Below are 21,386 nucleotides of genomic sequence, written 5' to 3' on the forward strand. Positions count from 1 at the left end.
GCTGGGTTGCAGGGTGCTCAATTGGTCTTTCAAATCCTGCAGCTTCCTATTAATGGAGCACAAACGCGTACAGAGTGTCACCGGCTGCTGCGAGGACATATTGCAGGCCGTCAAGCTCGTAGGTGATAGGCCCATTGCTTACAATACTGCTCAGTCCCGCGTGCCACAGAATGTTGCCCGTAGTTGCGTTGAAGGCGATCAGGTTTGATGTAGTGTCGCCGGTGAACAGCAGGTTGCCCGCTGTGGTCAGAATTCCGGAGCGGCCACCTGCGCTGGGCCACTCGTGATTCCAACGAACTTTGCCAGTCCTGTAATCAAAGGCTCGCAGCGAGGCGCGCGACCATCCACCACGATCGTTGCCAGCCCAACCTTCAGGCTTCTTGTTGTTGTCGTAGATGTAGTAGACGCTGTAGGCATCGTAGGCCGGAACGTAGAATAGTCCAGTGAGCGGGCTGAAACTGGGAGGATACCAGTTGGCCGCGCCTGCCTGATTCGGCGCGACAAGCGCTCCATTCAGCTGTGCCATCTTCTCTGGATTCGGAATTGGCGATCCTTTCGCGTCGACGCCAAGCGTCCAATTCTGTTTCGCGAAGGGCGTGCTCAGCAGCGCCCTGCCATTCGTGCGGTCCACAAGGAAATACCATCCATTACGGCTGGCCTGCGCCAATAGCTTGCGCTTCTGGCCAGCTACGATGCCATCGATCAACACCGGAGTCTGTACGGCGTCCCAATCGTGGGTGTCGTGCGGATTCGGCTGAAAGTACCAGACGAGTTTGCCGGTGTCGGGGTTGAGAGCGCATATGGTGGAGGTGTACAGATTTGCGCCGGGTCGCGCAGCGCCGTTGATGACGGGCTGTGCGTTGCCGGTGCCAAAGTAGTAGAGATTCAGATCGGGATCATAGGTGCCGGCGACCCAGGTCATGCCGCCACCGTGCATCATCGCTTCGTCGTTGGGCCAGGTTTTAGCCTCGGGCTCGCCGGGATTAGGATGCGCGTACCAACGCCACTGCAGAGCTCCCGTCTCGGGGTCGTGCGCTTCGATGTAACCGGGGTTGTCGAAATCGTCGCCGCTGATGCCTACCATGACGTGATTTTTCACGATGACCGGCGCCACGCTGCCGAAGTAGAACTGATCCGGGTTGCCAATGGAGGCGTGCCACTTCTCGCGGCCGGTGTTGATGTCAACGGCGACCAGATTGCAATCTTCGGTCTCGAAGTATGCGGTATCGCCCAACACGGCCGCGCCGCGATTGCCGATGGTTTCGCCTCCCTTGCTGGGCCAGTCGAATTGCCACATCTTTCGTCCGCTGCGGGCATCTACGGCCCACATGTGGCTGGGCACGGTGAAGTAGAGAATCCCGTTCACTTCGAGCGGTGTTGCGGAGATGCGCTTGCCGCCGCCAGTGTTGGTTTCGACGCGGAAGGTCCATGCGAGCGACAGCTGCTTCACCGTAGTCGTATTAATCTTTGCCAGTGGACTATAGCGGCGGCCGGAATAGTCACCGTTGTAGGTGGGCCAGCTGTCCGTCAGCTTCGCAAGATCAGGCGTCGATGTCTCAGGCTTCGACTGGGCGCTGACCGTAGCTGAAGAGAAAGACAGGGCAAGGAGCGAGGCGATCAGCAGTTTCATTTCAGCGTTACCAGATATGTCGTCAGGTTGTGGATGTCTGCGTCCGTGTATTTATCGAGGAGAGCAACATGCGCGGCAAAGGGATCGACTGTCGTCACTATTGTTCCTGCCGTACGATTGAAAGAGCGATACTCTCCTGACTGTTCATGTAGAGCAACGGTGAAGTCATCGATGTGGACAAGATCGCCACTGTAGGACTTGCCAGAGGGAAGCTTTACCGTGACCTGCACTTTACGGCGAATGAACAGGCCATAGTTGGGAAAAAGAAACTTCTGTTGCAGTGCGGCGGGGGAGTAGCGCTTCGCGAGGCCGGCGAAGTCGCCTGTCGTCGAGTGGCACTTGTTGCATCCACCTGCTCCATTGAAATACGCCTCTCCCGCTTTCGCATCGCCGCTTAGCAGATTCGTCGGCTGAGCGTTGTAGCCGCTCCTCAGAATGCCGTTAATGGACGCGGTTAGAAACTGGGACAGATCAGCGAGCTGCTTTTCATCGAATTTGAAGTTATGGTTCGGGCCAGTCGTAAGCAACGGACCAAGCTCCTTGCCGTATAACATTTGACGGCGATCATGCAGCACAGCCAGCGAGCGTAGCAGGTCGGGTGCGGTTGCGGTGCCGCGCGCGTCGTCTCCGTGGCAACGCGCACAGCTGCTGGCGTAACTTTTTGATCCTCTCTCGGCAGAGGCGGGATCTACTGTGGAATGGGGAAACTGCGCACGCAGCGGAACAGCAACGAGGCATAGCAGAAACGTGGCATGAGCAAATTCTAGGAAACGCTTCTTCACTTCTATCCAACTCCGTGCGCTTCCAACAGCGCCCATTAATCACCATGCAATTATGAATCACAGACCGCCTGGCGTATACCACATAACTCTTTTACTTTATACTTTGCTTTCCAGCATAGGAGACCAATGAATCGTCGGGAGTTCCACAAATTATCGATGGCCGCATCGCTTACCCCTTTCCTGCCGGGTGGCAATGCCATCGCCTCGCCCCTGCCTGCAACGCCACCCGATAATGATGGCCATAAGTTCTCCATTATGCTGTGGACGCTGCCCAAAGGCCTCACCTTCGAGCAGCAGCTTGATCTGGCGGCGGCGGCTGGTTACAACGCCGTCGAGGTGGGCAACGAATATGAGAAGTGGACGCCGGAGCAGTGGAAGCGAAACCTGGCGAAGAAGCAATCGCTTGGCCTGAAGGTCGACAGCGCAGTGCCGGGACGGAACGCGCTGGCGGACCACTCCAAACGGACAGCTCTTCATGACGATCTGATCAAAGCAATTCCAGGCGCGAAGGAGCTGGGCTGCAAGCAGTTCATCTATACCGCGTACACACGCGTCCCTGAACAAACACCAGAGCAACAAAGAGCAGCGATTGTTGACACGCTGAAGTACGCCGCGGATGTTCTCGAGAAGGATGAGATCGAAATCGTGCTCGAGCCGATCGATCTTCTGGAACACAAGCAGGAGGCCGTGACGAGTGTTGCCGAGGCCTTCGAGATCACACGCACGGTGGGAAGCCCACGGATCAAGGTGCTCTACGACTTCTACCACGAGCAGCGCCAGGCGGGAAATCTGATCGAAAAGCTCGAAAAGAACATCGATCAGGTTGGTCTGGTGCACATTGCCGATGTTCCGGGACGCCACCAGCCGGGCACGGGCGAGGTGAATTACGACAATATCTATCGCAAGCTCGCTGCGCTGCACTATGACCGCTATATATGTATGGAATTCGCGTCGGCAGGCGATCCAGTCACGATTTTGAAGGCCGCACGACTCGAGGCGATCAAGGCCATGAAGGCCGGTTAAGTTGGCTGAGGGATGCCAGGATGTTGTACCGGCTGGGTCGCAAGGCCCACGCCGGGTCATTCCAGCGCTTGCGGTGACCTTCACTCCTATCAAGATCGCCTTCGCCTGATTTGATCTTTTGCAGAACAGAGCAGGGCAGCAATACAGTTCCTTACAACCTGCGTTACTGTAACGCAGGGGCGCGAGCACATTCGCCCCGTAAAATGCACATCTGCTGCCGATTATTAGCTCTCGGGCTATGTCCGAAATTGCTGTATCTCTGTCGTGGCGCATTTCCTGTAAAGACACTACCGTTGATGTTAAAGGAGCAATAGCGATGTCAAATCTATCCTCTGCTCTCGTCATCCCCGATTCGTTGCTTGCGAAAGAAGCCACTGAACTCCTGCGTGAGCATTCCACGGATCTGCTTTTCAATCACTCGATCCGAGTCTACTTGTTCGCGGCGGAGCAGGGCCGTCAACAAAAACTTCGTTTCGATCTTGAACTTCTCTACGTCGCGGCTGCATTCCATGACTTCGGTCTCATCCGTAAATTTTCGAGTCCTGACCAACGCTTCGAGGTCGATGGCGCAAACGCCGCCCGTCAATTCCTTACTGCACATGACATTCCTGAAGAACGAGTACAAATTGCATGGGAAGCTATCGCTCTGCACACCACTCCCGGAATCACTCAGTACATGAGTCCCGAAGTGGCTTTACTGTATTCGGGGGTTGGTCTCGATGTGATTGGGAAAGGCTTCGATCAGTTTCCTTCGGAGTTGCGCGAAGAAATTGTCGCCCGATACCCTCGAAAGCGTTTCAAGGAAGGCTTCATCCAGGAGTACTTTGCCGGCTTTGCATACAAGCCAGGCACGACCTACGGTACCGTGAACGCCGGCATCTGTGAGCGTCTGATTCCTGGTTACAAGTCTCCAAATGCCTGCGACTCAATCGCGGCATCTCCCTTCCCCGATTCCGAATAACAATCCAGCATTTAAAGGCGGGGATAAAGAGTGTTGCCGGCTGCACGCCAGCAACACTCCCAGATATGGGGCGAAGAGCCTAGACTCTGAGCTTTTTCTTGTACAGATCTCAAGATTCGATACAAACCTACTAATTGACATATCGAATCGGAGAGATCCTGGAAATATTCTTCGAATGGCTAATCCAATTTATGTCGCAAGCATCAAAGGATTGGGAAAAATATTGTCGCCTGTGGGAATAAAACCAATGGCCAGGTGTCGTTAAAAACAGTACCGCTGCCACAACCGAAGGGTTAGCAGTTACCGATCATAAAAGAGCTTTCATGTACGACAGTAAAGGAACCATATCGATGAATATACAGAACTCAAAATCTCCCTCATCCCTCTCCGATGGAGATTCGATCGCCTCAGAAAAGCCTAATGTCTTGGCCCGTATTGAAGCTTACAAACGTCAAGAGATTGCCGTGGCAAAGCAACAGGTGTCTCCAGAAGCGATAAGGGAAATGGCTCAAAATGCACCGCCCCCTCGCGGATTTGTTGCCGCTATTGAGATGCACCTTAGCAAGGGTCGGACTGCATTGATTGCCGAAATCAAAAAAGCGAGCCCATCGAAAGGTTTGATTCGTCCAGACTTCGATCCTTCATCCCTCGCTCAGGCTTATCTCGAGGGAGGGGCAAGCTGTCTTTCCGTTCTCACGGACGAACCGTCATTTCAAGGACATCCGAACTACCTTAAGATGGCCCGGGAGACGTCTGGTTTACCCGTGCTGCGCAAAGATTTTCTTTTTGAACCTTATCAGGTGTATCAATCTCGTGCGTGGGGTGCCGATTGCATTCTCGTCATCATGGCAAGCGTCACCGACGCGGAGGCTCGGGAATTGACGAATGTCGCGCATGATTTAGAAATGGACGTACTCGTCGAAGTCCACGATATGCGAGAGCTTGAACGGGCGATTCCACTGAATACTCGACTCATCGGTATTAACAATCGCGATCTTCGCACGTTCGAAGTCACACTAGAGACGACCGAAAAACTCGCTCCACATGTGCCATCGGATCGCATCGTTGTGTGCGAGAGCGGTATATCAAGCTATGCGGATGTCACGAGGCTACGCAACGCGGGAGTCCATACGTTTCTGGTCGGAGAGAGCCTGATGAGACAGCAGGATGTTGAGAAGGCTACGCGATCGCTGATTTTTGGAGAATCCCCGTCTTAGGCTCCGACCCCTTCTCATAGGTTAGGGCACTCACTCATGAGCCGTTTTGGCGATGGCATCAACTTCAGAGGGATATCAAAACGTTGACGAATCTGAAGCTGATCACGGTGATTGTCTCTTCGCCGCTATTGCCCTGACAGGCTGGCGCTCACCCTAAAAGCAAAATTCCGCTAACCACGCGATGCTGTGTTCTCAAGACGGCGTTTCCTGTAAGCGGCGACTTTGTTACGGTTTCCACATATTTGTGCGCTGCACCAGCGGCGATGATGCGATTTCGTCTGGTCATAGAACCAGAAGACACAGGACTCGTCTTCGCAGCGCTTTATGAGTTGGAAATCGGCTTTCACAAGCAGTTCGGCGGCTGCTTCCGCGACGGGCGCCAGAATCGACTCAGCTGTGTTCTGTTGTCTCATGATGTCGATTCGCAACGATTGAGGCTTATTCCATATGAGTCGCGGGTGACTCCTGCTTCCTGCTAGATAGCCGTTAAGGACGGAAGGGTCTGCTCGTCGCCCTGCCTTCCGTCTTTCCACGAGGAAGCGAATATTTTCTCGCAGCTCTCGTGCGGAGTGTAAAAGGGATAACGGTTCCATCGAAATGTCGTGAACTGGTAGGGGAAATTCGGCTTGTCTTAGCCAAACGAGCACGTCGTCGTCACTCTGGAGACGATCGACGAGTTCCTGATTCACTCGCATCCGAGTGTTCAGAAAATCCAAGGCAGGATCGCCTGCCAAAAACAGTGCCTGTGAGGTCATCATAAAGCCTGTGCTCTCAAGAATGTGCCCGTTCGAGCTTCCCCCGAACTGTAACTTCCAATTACCTCTTTGACAAGTGTCTGCTCTGGATGGATGATCTTACTTGAGGCTAGATTGTCCGACACGGCGCTGACCATCGGCTGAGGAGGTCGTGCGGAGCGGTTAAGCGCGCGAGAATGCCGAGTCGCAATCTCGGAGGCCGAATCGATTGTCAGAAAATTCTCTTTTGTAATCGTCTTGGGCAATGGCAGTTGGCATAGGTCGCGCATCGTCCGCGGAGCCACGCCAAGAAAGAATGTTTATGGAGCAGATCGTACTATCTCCCGCACAACAGGCATCGACTAGCGGTCGGGCACAGGATGACGCAGGGCTGTTTTCGAGTGAGTCGGTGCTCGCCATTCTAAAGTTGATACTTGCGGGGTCTCCGCTGCCAGAGGTGCTTGCGATTATTGCGCAGCTCGTTGAATCCCGTGGCGATGGCACTCTATGTACGGTCTGGCTTCCTGAAGAAGACGGGAAGCGAATTTATTGTGCCGCTGCGCCAAGTCTTCCGGGATTTGAAACAAGCATGGGCTCCATGCTCATCGGCCCGAACGGTGGGTCCTGTGGTGCAGCCATCTACCGAAGAGAACCCGTATACGCGACCGATATTCTCAGTGACCCAATCTGGGATCAGTCCCGTCATCTGCTATTGCCTTATGGAATTCGCGCCGTGTGGTCTCGCCCATTATTTACCAACGATGGTCAGCCTCTCGGAACCTTCGCCGTTCATTATCGTGAGGTGCGCCATCCCAATGCCAACGATCTGCAATTGATCGAGAACGCTAGTCATATCGCTGGAATTGCGATTGAGCGCCATCTGAAAGAAGAAAAACTGCGGCTTGAACGGGATCGTTTGCGCTTGCTCCTGGAAGTCACGAATAGCATGGCCTCAAAGTTAGATATGCGTCGCCTTGTGGAGACGTTGTCGACGAATCTTCTGCGCGTGACACGATGCGATTTTTGCGCATTGCTTCTTCCCGAGAGTGACAAGGGAGGCTTGTGCGTAAAGACGTTGTACAACCCGGAAGCACGAGGTTCTTTAGGCGATGGGACGATCATTCCGAACGGCAGCTCGATCTGTGACAAAGCTTTTCGAACCGGTAAACCTCAATACTTTAGCAATTTCGAAGATATTCGATCTGACGTTGAACAATCTGGAAACAGCGTAGGTCAACGTATCTACCAACGCGTCATCGAGGAAGGCTTAGTGTCGGGGTGCGGCCTCCCGCTCTTAGGAAGAAATGGCGTCATAGGTGTGTTGACCGCCTTGAATCGTTCGGAGAAAACATTCGATCAAGATGAGATTGCCTTTTTAGAGCAGGTGACGCGTCAGGTAGCCATCGCCGTCGAGAACGCGTTGGATTATGAAAAGGCAATAAGGGCTCGTGACAAGGAAACGAGACAACGGCTCTATCTCGAAGAGGAGATTCGTGCCAATCTTGGGGAAATTGTTGGAGATAGCCCCGCGTTGAAGACCGCCTTGGATCTCGTATCCATCGTGGCACCGACCGATTCCAGCGTGCTGATTCTAGGAGAGACAGGGACCGGCAAGGAGCTGATTGCACGCGCCATCCATTCTCTGAGCATCCGTCGGGAACGTCCCTTTGTCAAATTGAACTGCGCCGCGATCCCGCTCGGACTTTTAGAAAGTGAACTGTTTGGACACGAAAGAGGGGCGTTCACCGGAGCGATCGCGCAAAAAATAGGACGCTTTGAACTTGCAAATAAAGGAACCCTCTTTCTTGACGAGGTCGGCGACATTCCTCTGGAACTGCAGGCCAAGCTGTTACGGGTCCTGCAGGAACGGGAATTCGAACGACTGGGGAGCAACCATACACACAAAGTTGACGTTCGCTTAATCGCCGCCACGCATTGTGATTTGCCTGTCATGGTAAAGCAGAGAACCTTTCGCGAGGATTTGTATTATCGGTTGAAAGTATTTCCTATACATGTTCCGGCTCTGCGGCAGCGTACGGAGGATATTCCGAAGCTTGTCTGGCATTTCGTTGAACTCTACGCTCGACGAATGAATAAGAGAATTGATGAAGTTCCTTCGGAGATCATGGACGCCCTCATACGGTATCGCTGGCCCGGAAATGTTCGAGAATTGCAGAACTTTATCGAACGGGCAGTCATTCTTTCTCCTCATACGGTACTTCGTGCTCCGACTTCTGAATTGGAAACATTCAGTGTGCATAAAGAATCAAACGCGCCGTTGACCGGCCTGAGCGAAGTGGAACGAGATCATATTCTCCGTGCACTCGATGCGAGTAATTGGGTTGTCGGCGGCCGGAATGGTGCTGCGGAACGATTGGGGATGAAGCGGACGTCGCTGGTTTACAAGATGCAGAAGCTCCGGATCGTCCGCCCCGTAACCTCCCAATGACATAGAGAATCCGTCTGCCTGGAGTAAATTCTCTCTTCCTGCACTCCATGCAACGCTACTCTTGCGACGGGAAGCTGTCAGTGGCGGACATTAGTCACGATTCCGTCACGGCAGCGCAGCTTGCGTCGTAGCTGTAAAGCAGTATTTCAATGCATCTAAACGGCTTAGATCGCGTCTCGAGGATCGGCGCTTTGGCGTGTTGTTTGCCTGTAGGGCCAGTGCTGACTTCGGAGCGAATCGTCTGTGAACCGAAACATGTCCACTCTCGAGTCGAAATACAAAGCGGTTCGGTCGATGACACGTTCTCTCGTCTCAACCTTGTCTGCCGAGGACCAAATGATCCAGTCCTGTCCAGAAGCCAGTCCGGTTAAATGGCATCAGGTCCATACCACTTGGTTCTTTGAGACTTTTGTATTGCGGCCGTTTCTTGCTGATTATCGGCCCTTCCGCGAGGAGTTTCATCGCCTCTTCAACAGCTATTACATCTCTCTCGGGGAAGAGATTCCCCACAAAAAGTTATGCGCATCATTCTCTCGGCCAACACTCGATGAGGTTCTTGCCTTCCGGGCGCACGTTGATCAGGAGATGGAAAAACTGTTCGCACTCGATCCAGATGGAGAAGTATCAAGGCGCATCCTGCTGGGACTCAATCACGAGCAGCAACACCAGGAACTCGCTCTAACCGACATTAAACATGCATTCTTCTCGAACCCCCTGCGCCCCTCATACGGATCTGCTGCTCTGCCGAAAGAGCCGTACGGTTCAGTTACAAGGCTCGAATGGCACAACGTTGCGGGCGGACTACTTGAAATTGGTTACCCGCGGAACGCAGAAGATCCTCTGGATTTTTGTTTCGATAACGAAACCCCGCGCCACAAGGTTTATATAGAACCCCTTCAGATCGCAAATCGCCAAGTCACCTGCCGGGAGTATTTGGAATTCATGTCCGACGACGGATATATGCGCTCCGAACTTTGGCTTTCTGAAGGATGGGAGGCTGTGGAGCGGGCAGATTGGGAAGCGCCACTCTATTGGCAACGTGATCTAAGTGACGAGACCGGTTGGCACGTCTTCACCCTGAAAGGTTGGCACGGACTCTCGGAGTTAATTGACACCCCTGTCTGTCACGTTAGTTTCTACGAGGCTGAAGCCTTCGCACGCTGGCGTGGATGTCGCCTGCCCACAGAAGTAGAATGGGAATCCATCGCGAGCAAGGAACGACGGCGTGGAAATCTACTTGACACCGGCAGACTACACCCCGCGATGGCGAATGACGTGGGCGTTGAGCAACTGTTTGGAGATTGCTGGGAATGGAGCGCCAGCCCTTACATGAGCTATCCGGGATACAAACCTTCGCCTGGTGCGCTGGGTGAATACAACGGCAAGTTCATGTCAAGCCAGATGGTCTTGCGCGGCGGTTCTTGTGTCACGCCTGCAAATCACATACGTGCAACATATCGTAACTTCTTCCCCCCAACAACGCGTTGGCAATTCACTGGAATTCGTCTGGCAATTTGAAGGGATGTTGGTTTGCATGTTGTTCAAAAGACCCGAGGCGTTTCACCTCTATCCCCCTTGCGAAACCGCTACGTGCCGCGACGAAGCTCGCGACCAATTACCGTCAGTGTTGGACATCCGTCGCACATTGTCATTGAGTGGCAGATCTGTGCTTTTCTTGCGAATCGATCTTGCAGCCAGAGAAGGAGTTTGCCCTGCATGCGGCCACGGAACGAGAGGCACTGTGTTTGGCATTGCATTTGCATCATCCTCCGGTGTGCGTGCCCGTTATCGGGTAAGGCAAGACCTCTTTTGCTTCACGCTGACGGGTACCCTTTGATGTTTTCGCAGGATGCCTATCGGGAGATTGTCCACACGCAACCGGAGTGAGAAGGAGTTGTTATGAGTAAAGTCCAGTCAGAACAAGCAGCCAGCGCGGCATATGGATCGGAGAACACATCTAGTGTGCCTGTGACGTCGGTCCACAGAGTGGAAGTTGACGGTGTCCGGGTCTTCTATCGATCGGCCGGCGACGCGGCAGCGCCTGTGTTGCTTCTGCTGCACGGGTTTCCAGCCTCATCGTTCATGTTCCGCGATCTCATTCCTCGCCTTGCCGATCGGTACCGCGTGATCGCGCCTGATCTCCCCGGATTTGGATTTACGGAAGTGCCAGGAGAGCGGGCCTATAAGTATTCGTTCGATGCATTAGCTGGCACGGTCGAAGCCTTCACAGAGGCCCTCGGTCTTAATCGATATGCGATCTACGTGTTTGACTACGGAGCCCCGACAGGCTTCCGTCTAGCGATGCGTCATCCGGATAGAGTGACGGCCATCATCTCCCAGAACGGCAACGCCTACGAAGAAGGCCTAAGTGATGCGTGGGGACCGATCAGGACCTATTGGTCTCAACCGACACCGGCGAACAGAGAAGTAATCCGGAAAAACATGCTGAATTTTGAAGGAACTCGCTGGCAGTACACTCACGGTGTAACGAATCCTGAAGCGGTTGCGCCTGAATCGTACACATTGGATGCGGCTTTGCTGGAGCGGCCTGGAAACAACGATATCCAACTCGATCTGTTTCTTGACTATGCATCCAACGTAAAACTTTATCCGAAGTTCCAGGAGTATTTCCGGCAGTCGAAGCCGCCTTTGCTGGCGATTTGGGGTAAGAACGACCCCTTTTTCATTCCTGCTGGAGCGGAGGCATTCCGAAAAGATATTCCCGCTGCGCAAGTCCGCCTCCTCGACACAGGTCACTTTGCGATCGAGACCCATGCCGTGGAGATTGCCGCTGCGATGAAAGAGTTTCTCGAGGCGAATGCCGTCTCTGCGAAGGCAGGAAGGTGACGTCGCGATGAATCTCTTTCAGCAAACAGGTACGATCGTGCTGGTCCACGGTGCATGGGCCGACGGATCGTGCTGGAGCAACATTATTCTGCCGTTGCAACATCAGAGGCTGAATGTCACCACCGCACCGATTCCTCTTACATCGCTCACAGATGACGTCGCCGCGCTTCAGCGCGTTATTGAGAGAACCACTGGGCCAGTTACTTTGGTCGGGCACGCCTACGCCGGCGCCGTAATCGCAGCCGCCTATGATGATCGGATCAGGTCGCTCGTGTACATCGCGGCGTTGGCGCCTGATGAAGGCGAGACAGTCGCAGATGTGTTCTATCGCACGGCGCCGCATCCGGAAGCTCCACAACTCAAGCCGGATGCCCATGGATTCATCTGGATGCCCGAAGATGGTTTTGGCCGTGCAGTCGCTCATAAGGCTTCGCGGGACCAGCTTGCCATCATGGCCGCTGTGCAGCGGCCAATTGCAGTTCAATGCATCCAGGAGAAGGCGCCCAGACCTTCATGGAAGACGACGCCATCGTGGTATCTCATCGCCGAAGAGGATCGCATGATTATCCCTGAAACTCAGCGGTTCATGGCCGACCGAATGGGCGCTACGATCCGATCGCACGCTGTGGATCACACGCCGATGTACAGGGATCCGGAAGTTGTAGTCAACGTGATCCTCGACGCCGCAAGCAAAACCCTTTCGCAATAGCTGAATACGAGTGAGCACCCTATGAAAACCAATTCCGTTGCTGTTGTCACCGGCGCAAGCCAGGGAATCGGTCGCGCCACCGCGGTGCGGCTGGCCAGCGATTTTTCGACGGTCGTGCTTGTGGCCAGAAACCAGGATGAGCTGCAAAAAACCTCGGACGCTGTGAAGGCCGCAGGCGCTGAATCCCTCCTCTATGCACTTGACCTGCGCGACCCCCGGTCGGCCGAGATCCTCGTCAATGGAACTCTCGAACATTTTGGCCGAATCGACGCTCTGCTCAATATTGCCGGAGCGGTTCCACAGATCGATTTGTTCGAGATGACCGATGCGCAGTGGGAAGACGGCCTGGCGCTCAAACTCCACGGCGCGCGTCGGTTGACGATAAAGGCCTGGGATGCGCTAAAGGCTTCAAACGGATCTGTCGTTCTCATCTCCGGGAGCGCCGCTCTTGATCCGAAACCGGGCTTTGCCGCAGTTGCCGCGATCAATGCCGCGATCATCGCACTCGCAAAAGCATTTGCAGAACAAGGCATCAAGGATGGAGTACAAGTAAATAGCGTTGTTCCAGGCGCCGTTATGACCGGACGAAGGATGTCCTTTTTCGAAAAGTGGGCGCCTGCACACAACCTCACGTTGGAGGAGGCGATGAAAAAGTTTCCGGAAGAAGCCGGTATTAGACGTTTTGGCAAACCAGAAGAGATTGCTGACTTGATGGCATACATCGTGTCACCCGCAGCGAAGTGGATGACGGGAACTTCTGTTCGCATGGATGGCGGTGAAATTAAAGGTATTTGATGGGCTGTTCTTCTGCTGCCGAGCGCGAGAAAACATGCCGGACTCCCTGGAGGGCGTATGGCTGAGAGAAAAGAGACTGTTGAACGGTTGGCAGCGTTTTCAGATGCCGTATTTGCAGTCATCATCACCATCATGGTCCTCGAACTGAAGCCCCCGGAGCATCCCACCTTAGCGGCCTTATTACCACTATGGCCCAATGCACTTAGCTATGCGGTGAGTTACTTATTCATCGCGATTGTTTGGGTAAATCATCATCACTTGCTGCGCTTCACAGAAGAACCCACACCGCGATTGATTTGGATCAATTTCGCGCATTTGTTTGCAGTGTCGCTGGTCCCGTTTGCAACAGCATGGGTTGCGAGCACACGTCTGGCAGCCGGCCCTGTCTTCGTATATGCAGCAGTATTTGTTTTTGTGGAATTGGCCTATCTTCTGTTCGAGCATGAGTCGTTGGCTCGGGCGGCGTCTGAGAAGTTATCCCATCAAACACGTAGAGTCGCAAAGGTACGTTCCGTCTTAGCCTTTGGGCTTTTTCTCTCTGCGATGCTCATATCGTTCAAGTTGCCCCAGTGGGCCTTCGGATTAGTTTGTTGTGCTGTACTTCTCTATCTGGTACCGGAACCGCTGCCCCGAAAGGGAACTGCCGATACGATTCCGCCGAAAAGCAGGTTGAATGCGCACAGGCACCCAGCAGAAGACCGAGAAGAAAACTTTCAGAAATCGTCGAAGACAGTGCCAAAAGAATGAATGGCGGGATCCAAAGCGAGAAGGAGTCGAAGCTGATTGCCGCGATTTTGGCCGGAGATATTCAACTCTACCGTCAGTTGATTCGCCCTTACGAGCGGAGTGTCTATATTCTTTCTTTCTCCTATATGAAAAACGAAAAGGACGCTGAGGACGTAGCACAGGAAACGTTCCTGAGAGCTTTTCGGGATTTGTGGACTTTTCGAGGCAACTCGAAGTTCTGTGTATGGCTTATCACGATTGCGCTAAGGGAGGTGTGGAACCGGTTGCAGCCGGAGGTGGCTGTCCAAGCTGGTGTTCTGGATGAGGCGAAGGCCAAGGAAATGCCTGCATCTCCGGCGCTCCTGTGCGATTGGCGAGAACTTGGTCCTGACTCGATCAAACGGGAAGAAATCAGGAAGTCAATCCAGCAGGCAATTACGATGCTTCCCAGAACTTATCAGCAAATCTTCCTTCTGCACGATGTACAACAACTGAGCGTAAATGAAGTGGCACAGGCGATGGATATCCATACTTCGCAAGTAAAGGTAATCCTGCACCGGGCTCGAATGATGTTGCAAAGGAGACTCGCGCCACAATTGAAAGCGATCGACGCCCGAACGTTCGCACCTTGCGACGAAATTTGCACCTAACGTCCGCCACTGTCGGACTTCCGTCGCACCTTCGTCAGGTGCCGATTGAGATTTCTTTGACATGCCTGTCTATTCTGCAGGGTTAAATATCGACAGCGTGGCGGCGGCCTATCTGAGGACAGTTTGGTATCTCGGTTGCACTCAACACGACCTGAGTCAATTCTGTATTGCCTTGCGCGGACATGAAAGCAGCCAAGTGCCCTTTGGCGACGACTCGTGTGTTGAAAGAAAGAGTGCTATGACGATATTGTGCGTGTGCAACCGCATCAATCGCTTCTAAGGAGAAGAATTATGAATGAAGTCTTGTCAGGGCGGGGAAGTGAAGGTGGAACGCAAAACATTGTGTCTTCTAAAGGTTTTTCCAATGAAGCTAGAAGCGGATTAACTAAATTAGCCGCATCGATAAGGGATCGCAATATTCCTTTTCTGGTAACCAGTACGGGCATGATTGTCATGCTTCTCTGGGCAGGATCCTTTAAGATGACCGCTCCCGGCGCTGAGGGTATAGTCCCTTTGGTGTCGAACAGCCCTCTGATCTTTTGGCACTTTGAATTGTTCGGTCCTTATATCGGATCGGACCTCATCGGGCTCACCGAAATCATCGCAGCCGTATTGATCATCACTGGCTATCTTAAGCCTAAGGCTGGCATTCTAGGTAGCCTCATTGCGACCGTGATGTTCGCTACAACCAGCACCATGGTTATCACTACACCCGGTACGATTATTTCTGTTCACGGCATGAGGTACATGACTTTTTTGGGGCTGTTCCTTTTCAAGGATGTCATTTCGCTCGGGGCATCGCTCTATCTCATAAGCTATTTCGGCAATAAAGCTATCCTCTTAGAGAACGAGAGCCAGTGGCTCAAGAAATGAAGCACTGGCAGATTCCCGCACTGCATTCGAGATACAGCGACTCCAATTGAACAGCTAACCGGAAATGGAGATTCGCTGGAGTCAGTATGCAGGGACCCACAATTCTCTGACGCGTAACCAACAAACGGAGCCCATATGCATCTTCAAGAACAAGCGGAAATCTACGATCTTCTCATCCTTGGCAGCGGTGCTGGCGCGAAGTTGCTGGCATGGACCTTTGCAGGACGGGGACAGCGAGTTGCAGTAGTGGAACGCAAATACGTGGGCGGATCCTGCCCGAATATCGCGTGTCTACCAAGTAAGAACGTCATTCATACAGCTCAAATGGCACACAATGTTCGGCGTAGCGAGGAGTTCGGAATCAGCATCGATAGCTTCCATGTGAATATGCCCGCGGTAAGGGATCGAAAACGCCGAATGGTTCAGGGACTCGTAGACACGCACCTCGCTCTTTATGAACAAAGCGGAGCGGAGTTGATCATGGCATCAGGGAGATTCGTAGGTCCCAAGGTGCTGGAAGCGACGCTGCTCGATGGCACGAAACGGTTGCTAAGCGGGAAGAATGTAGTGATCGGCACGGGAACGCATGCGTCGATCGAAGACATCCCCGGGCTGGCATCGGCGCAGCCACTGACACATGTCGAGGCCTTGGAACTCGATACCGTGCCTGATCATCTGATCGTTCTAGGAGCTGGGTACGTCGGACTCGAGTTTGCACATGCGATTCGGCGATTCGGCAGTAAAGTCACCGTCATAGATCGCAATCATAGCGTCATCCATCATGAAGATGACGATGTTACTGAGGGCTTGAAGAGCCTCTTCCAGGACGAAGGTATCGAGCTGGTTTTCGACGCAAAGATAAAGAGCGTTTCAGGAGTATCAAGACAGTCAGTTCGTGTCAGCCTCGAACAGAACGGGGCGGAGAAATTCGTGGACGGCACGCATCTTTTGGTTGCATCAGGACGCGTACCGAATACGAAAGACATTGGGCTCGAACTTGCTGGAGTAGAACTGGCAGAAGACGGTTACATCAAAACGAATGAACGCCTGGAAACGACCGCTTCGGGTGTATGGGCGGTGGGTGAGGTTGCAGGTAGCCCGCAATTCACGCACATTAGTGAAGACGACTTTCGCGTGGTCCGCGACAATATGCTCGGTGGGAACCGAGTGACGACCGGCAGGCAAGTTCCTTTCTGTCTTTTCACAGATCCGGAATTCGCTCGCGTGGGCATGACCGAGAAAGAAGCGAAGCAGGAGGGAATTGCTTACCGTCTCTTTAAGATCCCGATGACGCACGTACTACGGGCGCGCAGTCTAATGGAAACACGCGGTTTCTTGAAGTGTCTCGTAGACCGCGACAGCGATACGATCCTCGGGTTTGCCGCCTTGGGCGTAGGTGCAGGAGAGATTATGGCGTGCGTACAGATTGCCATGCTCGGAGGGTTACCTTTTACCTCACTGCGCGAGGCAGTCCTTGCACATCCTACGATTCCGGAGGGATTAGTTGCGCTGTTTTCGTCGGCTCCGTCTTCATAAAACGCAGCCGACCCACCCGGAACAGGGATCATGGAAATCCCTGCCCTATGTTTGCGGCTGCCTCAGTTAACACTCCAGAGCTCACAGATGACGATGCAGCCTTGCTTTCCGGTCACGAATCTTCCCGCCACTGCCACTGCAGTCGACGCCATAACAATTCACTGGAGAGAGTATCTGATGGAGAGTGTCGAGTTGTGTGCACTCATGTTCTCCATCTGTTTCTCTGGAACTCTGATTTACAGCAAGACATCTCCACTCTCGGCAATCCCCGAATCCAGTAAATCGTTTTTGATGGGTGCCATCGTCGCGAGCGTTACGCTTCTGATTATTCGCTCCCCATTTGGCCGTCGGACCGGCGCACATCTCAATCCAGCCCTTACGCTCACCTATTTTTTTCTTGGCCGCATCCACCATTGGGACACCCTCTTCTACATCCTGTCCCAATTCGCTGGCGCAGTGGTCGGGGTCTTTCTTGCACTTGAAGTTCTGGGAGGACGCCTGTCTGCTCCACCGGTCCGCTATGTCATCACGGTCCCAGGAAGTGATGGGAGGGCTGTCGCATTCCTTGCGGAAATTCTTCTGTCCGGCCTGGTAATGGGAGTCATTCTATTCACAACCAACCGAGTGCATTTCATAAACTCGGCTCCGTTCTTCGTAGCTCTTATAACCTTCTTCTACTATGGTTTCTGTTCGTCGCTATCCGGGTTCAGCGTGAATCCGGCCCGCTCATTCTCGTCAGCTTTATTTGCTTCAGTATGGCAGGGAATTTGGATTTACTTCCTCGGCCCCAGCTTCGGCATGCTGGCGATCGCCCTGATTTATATTCGGCTCCCAGGAAAACATCGGGTTTATTGCGCCAAGGTTTTTCACGATATGAAGTCCCCTTGCCCTTTTCGCTGCGACTTCATGCAACTAGTGGGCAAAAAATGTTGTTGATGATGACTTGTTGTAAACGGCTGTGTTACTCCCCGTAGAGCCAGGGTTCGAGACCATTGCAGTGGGTATGCCGGAGTAAATTTCAATGGGATCCAAAGACCCCGTGATTGGGGTGTGTTGCTATAGTGGAAGACCGACACGTCGCAATAGGCTATGAAAACGAGGGTCGGAACGCAGAGGTTCGATGCAGGGATCTATTTTGAGATACGTGAGACCTTTGTCGCGCGATGCGTAAGACTTTTCCAGCCAGTCGAACGCCTCATCCTTTTTCCCTAAGCCGGCATAGACAAGCGCTATTTCATATCTTCCGATGCCATCTGCCTGCACGTGTTCTTTCAATCGTGAAATCGACTCGTCCGCCTCGGCTGCTCTACCCATACGGGCATAGGCATTTCCCATATGGCCCAGCGCGTGGGGCTGCTGGCCCAGCTTCTGGAATTCTGAAATAGCTGAGTCGTACATACCCTTTTCGGCGTAAATGATAGCCCGAGAGAAGATGAATTCAGAAGGGTCCTTGTTCACGTCGCCTGCTTTTTGAATGTTAGCCAGGGCTCGATCATACTGGTGAGCGAAGTAATCGATGAGTCCAAGATTGACATAGGAGCGACTGGAGACTGGATCGAGTTCGAGATTCAGTTTTGCCTGTGTAAGAGCCTCGTTGAGTCGGCCCAATCGCATAAGGTAGTAGGCATAGGTCGAATGGATCGACGTTGCGTTTGGGTTGAGTTCAAGAGCCCGTTTGAACTCCTTTTCGGGGGTAATCCAGTCCCAGTTGAGATTCATCAGCGCGCTCGCGAGCTCAGCGTGACCTCCCGGAAGTGCTTCGTCTAGCTCGATTGCCTTAAGTGCCTCGGTCCTTTGCTTGGGAAAAGCCTCAGAGTAAGGGAGTAAACCTGATTCGCCAAGCCAGCCATAACCGCTGGCCAGGGCCACATGCGCCGGGGCATAGCTAGGATCCTGGTCGATTGAATCTTGGAGGTATCCGATGGCCTTTCGGGGATCTGACTGGTTGAGAAGCTGGACGCCCTTGAGATAGAGTTCATGAGCTTCGGTGTAAGCAGGGCGATCTCGCGCGAGGCGTTCCTGGCCCAGCGGCGTTACTTCGATCATGATCTCGTCGGCGATGGCCTGCGCCACTTCGCCCTGCAATGCCAAAACGCTCGTCAGACTGCGATCGTATGTATGGGCCCAGATGTGTTCATCGGTCATGGCATCGATCAACTGGGCAGCAATGCGCACCCGGCTGCCCTCCCGCCATATAGACCCTTCAACGATGGCATCCACTCCCAACTCATGGGCGATCTCAGGGAGGGTTTTCTTCGTGTTTTTGTATGTCATCACAGACGTCCGGGAGATGACGCGCAGCGGACCGACCTGGCCCAGGTCTGCAATCAATTCTTCCGTCATGCCGTCCGCGAAAAATTCCTGTCGTGGATCGCCCGAGAGGTTTTGAAGAGGCAGGATTGCTATGGAGTGGATTCCCGGCGTCGCATTCGACTTTTTACCGAACGCTTTGAAACCCGCGTAGCCGATTGCCGCGATCAGGCTCAACCCCAGCAGCCCGACCCCGAATAGGTATGGCGTACTGCGGAATCGTCCTCCAATGGAATGAGGTGTATCTCCCGGTTCGCCGTCGAACGACTCCGTCGTGGGAAGGTGTTCGATGGCTGGGGGAGAAGTTTCGGCGTTCGGCAGAATGAAGGGACCCCAGTGGAACTTCGGAACATAGGATCCGGTCGGAAGTTCGATGCGGACAGGCGGGGGGGATGGCGCTTCGCGGTAGAACTGGGCAAGCTTCCTTCGAACTTCCGAGGCCTTGACGCGGACCACTGCATCGTTTGCGGTGTCATACGCGACGGGGCGTCCGAACATCTCGGCGCCAATCATCCGTTCTCGAAGGGAATCGAATCGGCCTGCTAAGGCATGTTCTACGATCAGTTGGAGAAAGTCCTGAGACCGTTTACTTCCGGCGAACGCACTGCTCGCGATGATTTCTTCGAGGTGACGGCGCACCGAACGATTCTGTTCCGCGCTCAGTTCGTCTGTCTTCGAAGATGGATCCATCGCTGACATTACTTCCTGACCTCTGTTCCGTGAACTGTATCATTAAGACCCCTCGGCTGATCCGACAGCAAACGGTCCTTCTCGAAGTCTGTATGTGACAGAAAATACAAGCAACGGAGGACTGATCCTCCAGCAAACTGTTTGTTGTCCCTCCCTTAGGCATCCATTTTGCGTTCAAACTGTTTTGAACATTCCTCGCAGAGGAAATTTCTCGTATCCATATTGAATGCGAGATCCAGTCGCCGCAGCTCGTGACAACATCAAGGAGCCTCCCCCTCCAGGCGGCTGGATCGAGACCCGGTTGGGATCGTCTGCTCCCCCGCTCGACCCCAGGACGCATTGCTTTCTAGCCCGTCAGGGGATCTTCGACAAGATGGGAGAGATCCACGGCTATGAATTGCTGTTCCGTTTAGGGTGTGACAACCATTTCACAGGCGATTCCGACGCGGCCACGCGAACGATGGTAGGCAACTGGCTTCTTCATGGATTCGAGGAACTTACGGGAGGCTCCCCGTCTTTTTTGAACTGTACACGGGAAGCATTAGTGGAAGGGTTGGTGACGCTGCTTCCGAGTAGCTGGACAGTGCTGGAAGTGCTTGAAACGGTTGAACCGGACGAAGAAGTGATGAACGCTTGCCGAAGGGTCAAGCAGATCGGTTACGGCATAGCGCTCGATGACTTTCAGTTCTCAAAGAAAATGGCACGACTCGTCGAATTGGCGGATTACATCAAGATCGATTTTCGACTGCCCGAGAGGGAGCGCACGCAAACTCTCCGGCAACTGGAGGGCAGCGGAGCAAAGCTCGTAGCGGAAAAAGTTGAGACGGTCGAGGAGCTCAAAATCGCGTTTGAGGAGGGTTTCGAGCTGTTTCAAGGGTATTTTTTCGGCCGTCCGACTGTCTTCTCGAAACGCAAAACTACTGTTGATTCACAGTACTATCGCCGCCGCCTTACGGTGCCCGAAATGGGGCGGATTCGTTGGAACAGTTTTGTCGGATGCGTAAACGAGTCGGTAAGACGAATGTCGTTTGCTGTGGAGCGGGTCATGGAGCCTCTTCAGCTACGAAAAGAAACGAATGACTTGCTCCTGGGAATTCCCAAACAAAAATCGCAGATGGCTAAGTCTTCGTAACGATAAGTATATGGAGGGAGTAGATGGTGCATAAAGAAAGCGAAACTCAATTAAATCATGGAAGTAAGTCGATCAGGGACATCATTTGGAAGTGTGAGCAACTTTGGGCGGGGAAGCTGTACAGCCGAACAACGTTCGATACGCTTAAAGAGGCGAAGGAGTTTGTAAGCCTGATCTGGGAAAGGGAGCCGGATCATACGTTTTTAATTGAGGCGGTTGAAGCCGGGCAGACCTGGAACTAAATCGCGCATCTGTGTGAACCTGGTCGAGTCTCGCAGCAATCGACCTTGTATTGGGCCTTGAACTATGCTCACCGATGTCT

General features: G+C 53.3%; 19 protein-coding genes. 15 read left to right on the forward strand and 4 right to left on the reverse strand.

The features are described 5' to 3' along the window. Positions 1 to 49: 49 nt before the first annotated feature. Together AC5S26_RS19010 and AC5S26_RS19015 are read right to left on the reverse strand one after the other, a co-directional pair. A complete protein-coding gene (locus AC5S26_RS19010; protein ID WP_494186497.1) occupies positions 50 to 1,630 on the reverse strand; it encodes an acido-empty-quinoprotein group A in 1,581 nt (526 codons plus the stop codon). Continuing rightward, the gene (locus AC5S26_RS19015; protein WP_494186498.1) at positions 1,627 to 2,412 is read right to left on the reverse strand and encodes a c-type cytochrome; all 786 of its coding nucleotides are present in this window, start codon (positions 2,410 to 2,412) and stop codon (positions 1,627 to 1,629) included. Before AC5S26_RS19015 ends, AC5S26_RS19010 begins: the two co-directional genes overlap by 4 nt. 126 nt (positions 2,413 to 2,538) lie before the next feature. Between AC5S26_RS19015 and AC5S26_RS19020 the strand changes: the two genes are divergently transcribed. The 3 genes from AC5S26_RS19020 to trpC all read left to right on the forward strand — a co-directional run bounded on the left by AC5S26_RS19020 (position 2,539) and on the right by trpC (position 5,613). Next, complete coding sequence (locus AC5S26_RS19020; RefSeq protein ID WP_494186499.1) at positions 2,539 to 3,435, forward strand: TIM barrel protein; 897 nt, start codon at positions 2,539 to 2,541, stop codon at positions 3,433 to 3,435. A 316-nt stretch (positions 3,436 to 3,751) separates the two neighbouring features. Further along, complete coding sequence (locus tag AC5S26_RS19025; protein WP_494186500.1) at positions 3,752 to 4,396, forward strand: HD domain-containing protein; 645 nt, start codon at positions 3,752 to 3,754, stop codon at positions 4,394 to 4,396. A gap of 323 nt (positions 4,397 to 4,719) precedes the next feature. Beyond that, positions 4,720 to 5,613: an indole-3-glycerol phosphate synthase TrpC gene (gene trpC / locus AC5S26_RS19030; protein WP_494186501.1), complete on the forward strand. Its 894-nt coding sequence runs from the start codon at positions 4,720 to 4,722 to the stop codon at positions 5,611 to 5,613. A 170-nt stretch (positions 5,614 to 5,783) separates the two neighbouring features. Here the strand turns inward: trpC and AC5S26_RS19035 are convergent, their stop codons facing one another. Continuing rightward, positions 5,784 to 6,371 (reverse strand): CGNR zinc finger domain-containing protein, encoded by a 588-nt coding sequence (locus tag AC5S26_RS19035; protein ID WP_494186502.1) that lies wholly within the window; start codon positions 6,369 to 6,371, stop codon positions 5,784 to 5,786. Between the two features lie 298 nt (positions 6,372 to 6,669). Here AC5S26_RS19035 and AC5S26_RS19040 point away from each other — a divergent pair, with 298 nt between their 5' ends. The 10 genes from AC5S26_RS19040 (at position 6,670) to AC5S26_RS19085 (ending at position 17,868) form a co-directional block, all read left to right on the forward strand. Beyond that, positions 6,670 to 8,796 carry a sigma-54-dependent Fis family transcriptional regulator gene (locus AC5S26_RS19040; RefSeq protein ID WP_494186503.1) on the forward strand — a complete coding sequence of 709 codons (2,127 nt, stop codon included), beginning with the start codon at positions 6,670 to 6,672 and terminating at the stop codon, positions 8,794 to 8,796. Positions 8,797 to 9,051: 255 nt separating this feature from the next. Next, the gene (egtB, locus tag AC5S26_RS19045; RefSeq protein ID WP_494186504.1) at positions 9,052 to 10,314 is read left to right on the forward strand and encodes an ergothioneine biosynthesis protein EgtB; all 1,263 of its coding nucleotides are present in this window, start codon (positions 9,052 to 9,054) and stop codon (positions 10,312 to 10,314) included. 381 nt (positions 10,315 to 10,695) lie between these two features. Continuing rightward, on the forward strand, positions 10,696 to 11,643 hold the full coding sequence (locus tag AC5S26_RS19050) for an alpha/beta fold hydrolase (RefSeq protein ID WP_494186505.1): 948 nt from the start codon (positions 10,696 to 10,698) through the stop codon (positions 11,641 to 11,643). A 7-nt stretch (positions 11,644 to 11,650) separates the two neighbouring features. After that, positions 11,651 to 12,352, forward strand: a complete 702-nt coding sequence (locus AC5S26_RS19055; protein WP_494186506.1) for an alpha/beta fold hydrolase — start codon at positions 11,651 to 11,653, stop codon at positions 12,350 to 12,352. A gap of 21 nt (positions 12,353 to 12,373) precedes the next feature. Beyond that, positions 12,374 to 13,147: an SDR family oxidoreductase gene (locus tag AC5S26_RS19060; protein ID WP_494186507.1), complete on the forward strand. Its 774-nt coding sequence runs from the start codon at positions 12,374 to 12,376 to the stop codon at positions 13,145 to 13,147. A 57-nt stretch (positions 13,148 to 13,204) separates the two neighbouring features. Further along, positions 13,205 to 13,894: a TMEM175 family protein gene (locus tag AC5S26_RS19065; protein ID WP_494186508.1), complete on the forward strand. Its 690-nt coding sequence runs from the start codon at positions 13,205 to 13,207 to the stop codon at positions 13,892 to 13,894. Continuing rightward, on the forward strand, positions 13,891 to 14,523 hold the full coding sequence (locus AC5S26_RS19070) for a sigma-70 family RNA polymerase sigma factor (RefSeq protein WP_494186509.1): 633 nt from the start codon (positions 13,891 to 13,893) through the stop codon (positions 14,521 to 14,523). Before AC5S26_RS19065 ends, AC5S26_RS19070 begins: the two co-directional genes overlap by 4 nt. Positions 14,524 to 14,814: 291 nt before the next feature. Continuing rightward, complete coding sequence (locus AC5S26_RS19075) at positions 14,815 to 15,396, forward strand: DUF417 family protein (RefSeq protein ID WP_494186510.1); 582 nt, start codon at positions 14,815 to 14,817, stop codon at positions 15,394 to 15,396. A 135-nt stretch (positions 15,397 to 15,531) separates the two neighbouring features. Next, positions 15,532 to 16,932: a dihydrolipoyl dehydrogenase family protein gene (locus AC5S26_RS19080; protein WP_494186511.1), complete on the forward strand. Its 1,401-nt coding sequence runs from the start codon at positions 15,532 to 15,534 to the stop codon at positions 16,930 to 16,932. A gap of 87 nt (positions 16,933 to 17,019) precedes the next feature. Beyond that, the gene (locus tag AC5S26_RS19085; RefSeq protein ID WP_494186512.1) at positions 17,020 to 17,868 is read left to right on the forward strand and encodes an MIP/aquaporin family protein; all 849 of its coding nucleotides are present in this window, start codon (positions 17,020 to 17,022) and stop codon (positions 17,866 to 17,868) included. A 120-nt stretch (positions 17,869 to 17,988) separates the two neighbouring features. On the opposite strand, the gene AC5S26_RS19090 is transcribed toward AC5S26_RS19085, so the two are convergent. Next, positions 17,989 to 19,932 (reverse strand): TPR end-of-group domain-containing protein, encoded by a 1,944-nt coding sequence (locus AC5S26_RS19090; RefSeq protein ID WP_494186513.1) that lies wholly within the window; start codon positions 19,930 to 19,932, stop codon positions 17,989 to 17,991. A 373-nt stretch (positions 19,933 to 20,305) separates the two neighbouring features. Here AC5S26_RS19090 and AC5S26_RS19095 point away from each other — a divergent pair, with 373 nt between their 5' ends. Together AC5S26_RS19095 and AC5S26_RS19100 are read left to right on the forward strand one after the other, a co-directional pair. Then, a complete protein-coding gene (locus AC5S26_RS19095) occupies positions 20,306 to 21,064 on the forward strand; it encodes an EAL and HDOD domain-containing protein (protein ID WP_494186514.1) in 759 nt (252 codons plus the stop codon). Positions 21,065 to 21,087: 23 nt separating this feature from the next. Continuing rightward, positions 21,088 to 21,306 (forward strand): hypothetical protein, encoded by a 219-nt coding sequence (locus tag AC5S26_RS19100; protein WP_494186515.1) that lies wholly within the window; start codon positions 21,088 to 21,090, stop codon positions 21,304 to 21,306. Positions 21,307 to 21,386 lie beyond the last annotated feature (80 nt).

The organism is Edaphobacter sp. FHG110511_03 (genome assembly GCF_059115365.1).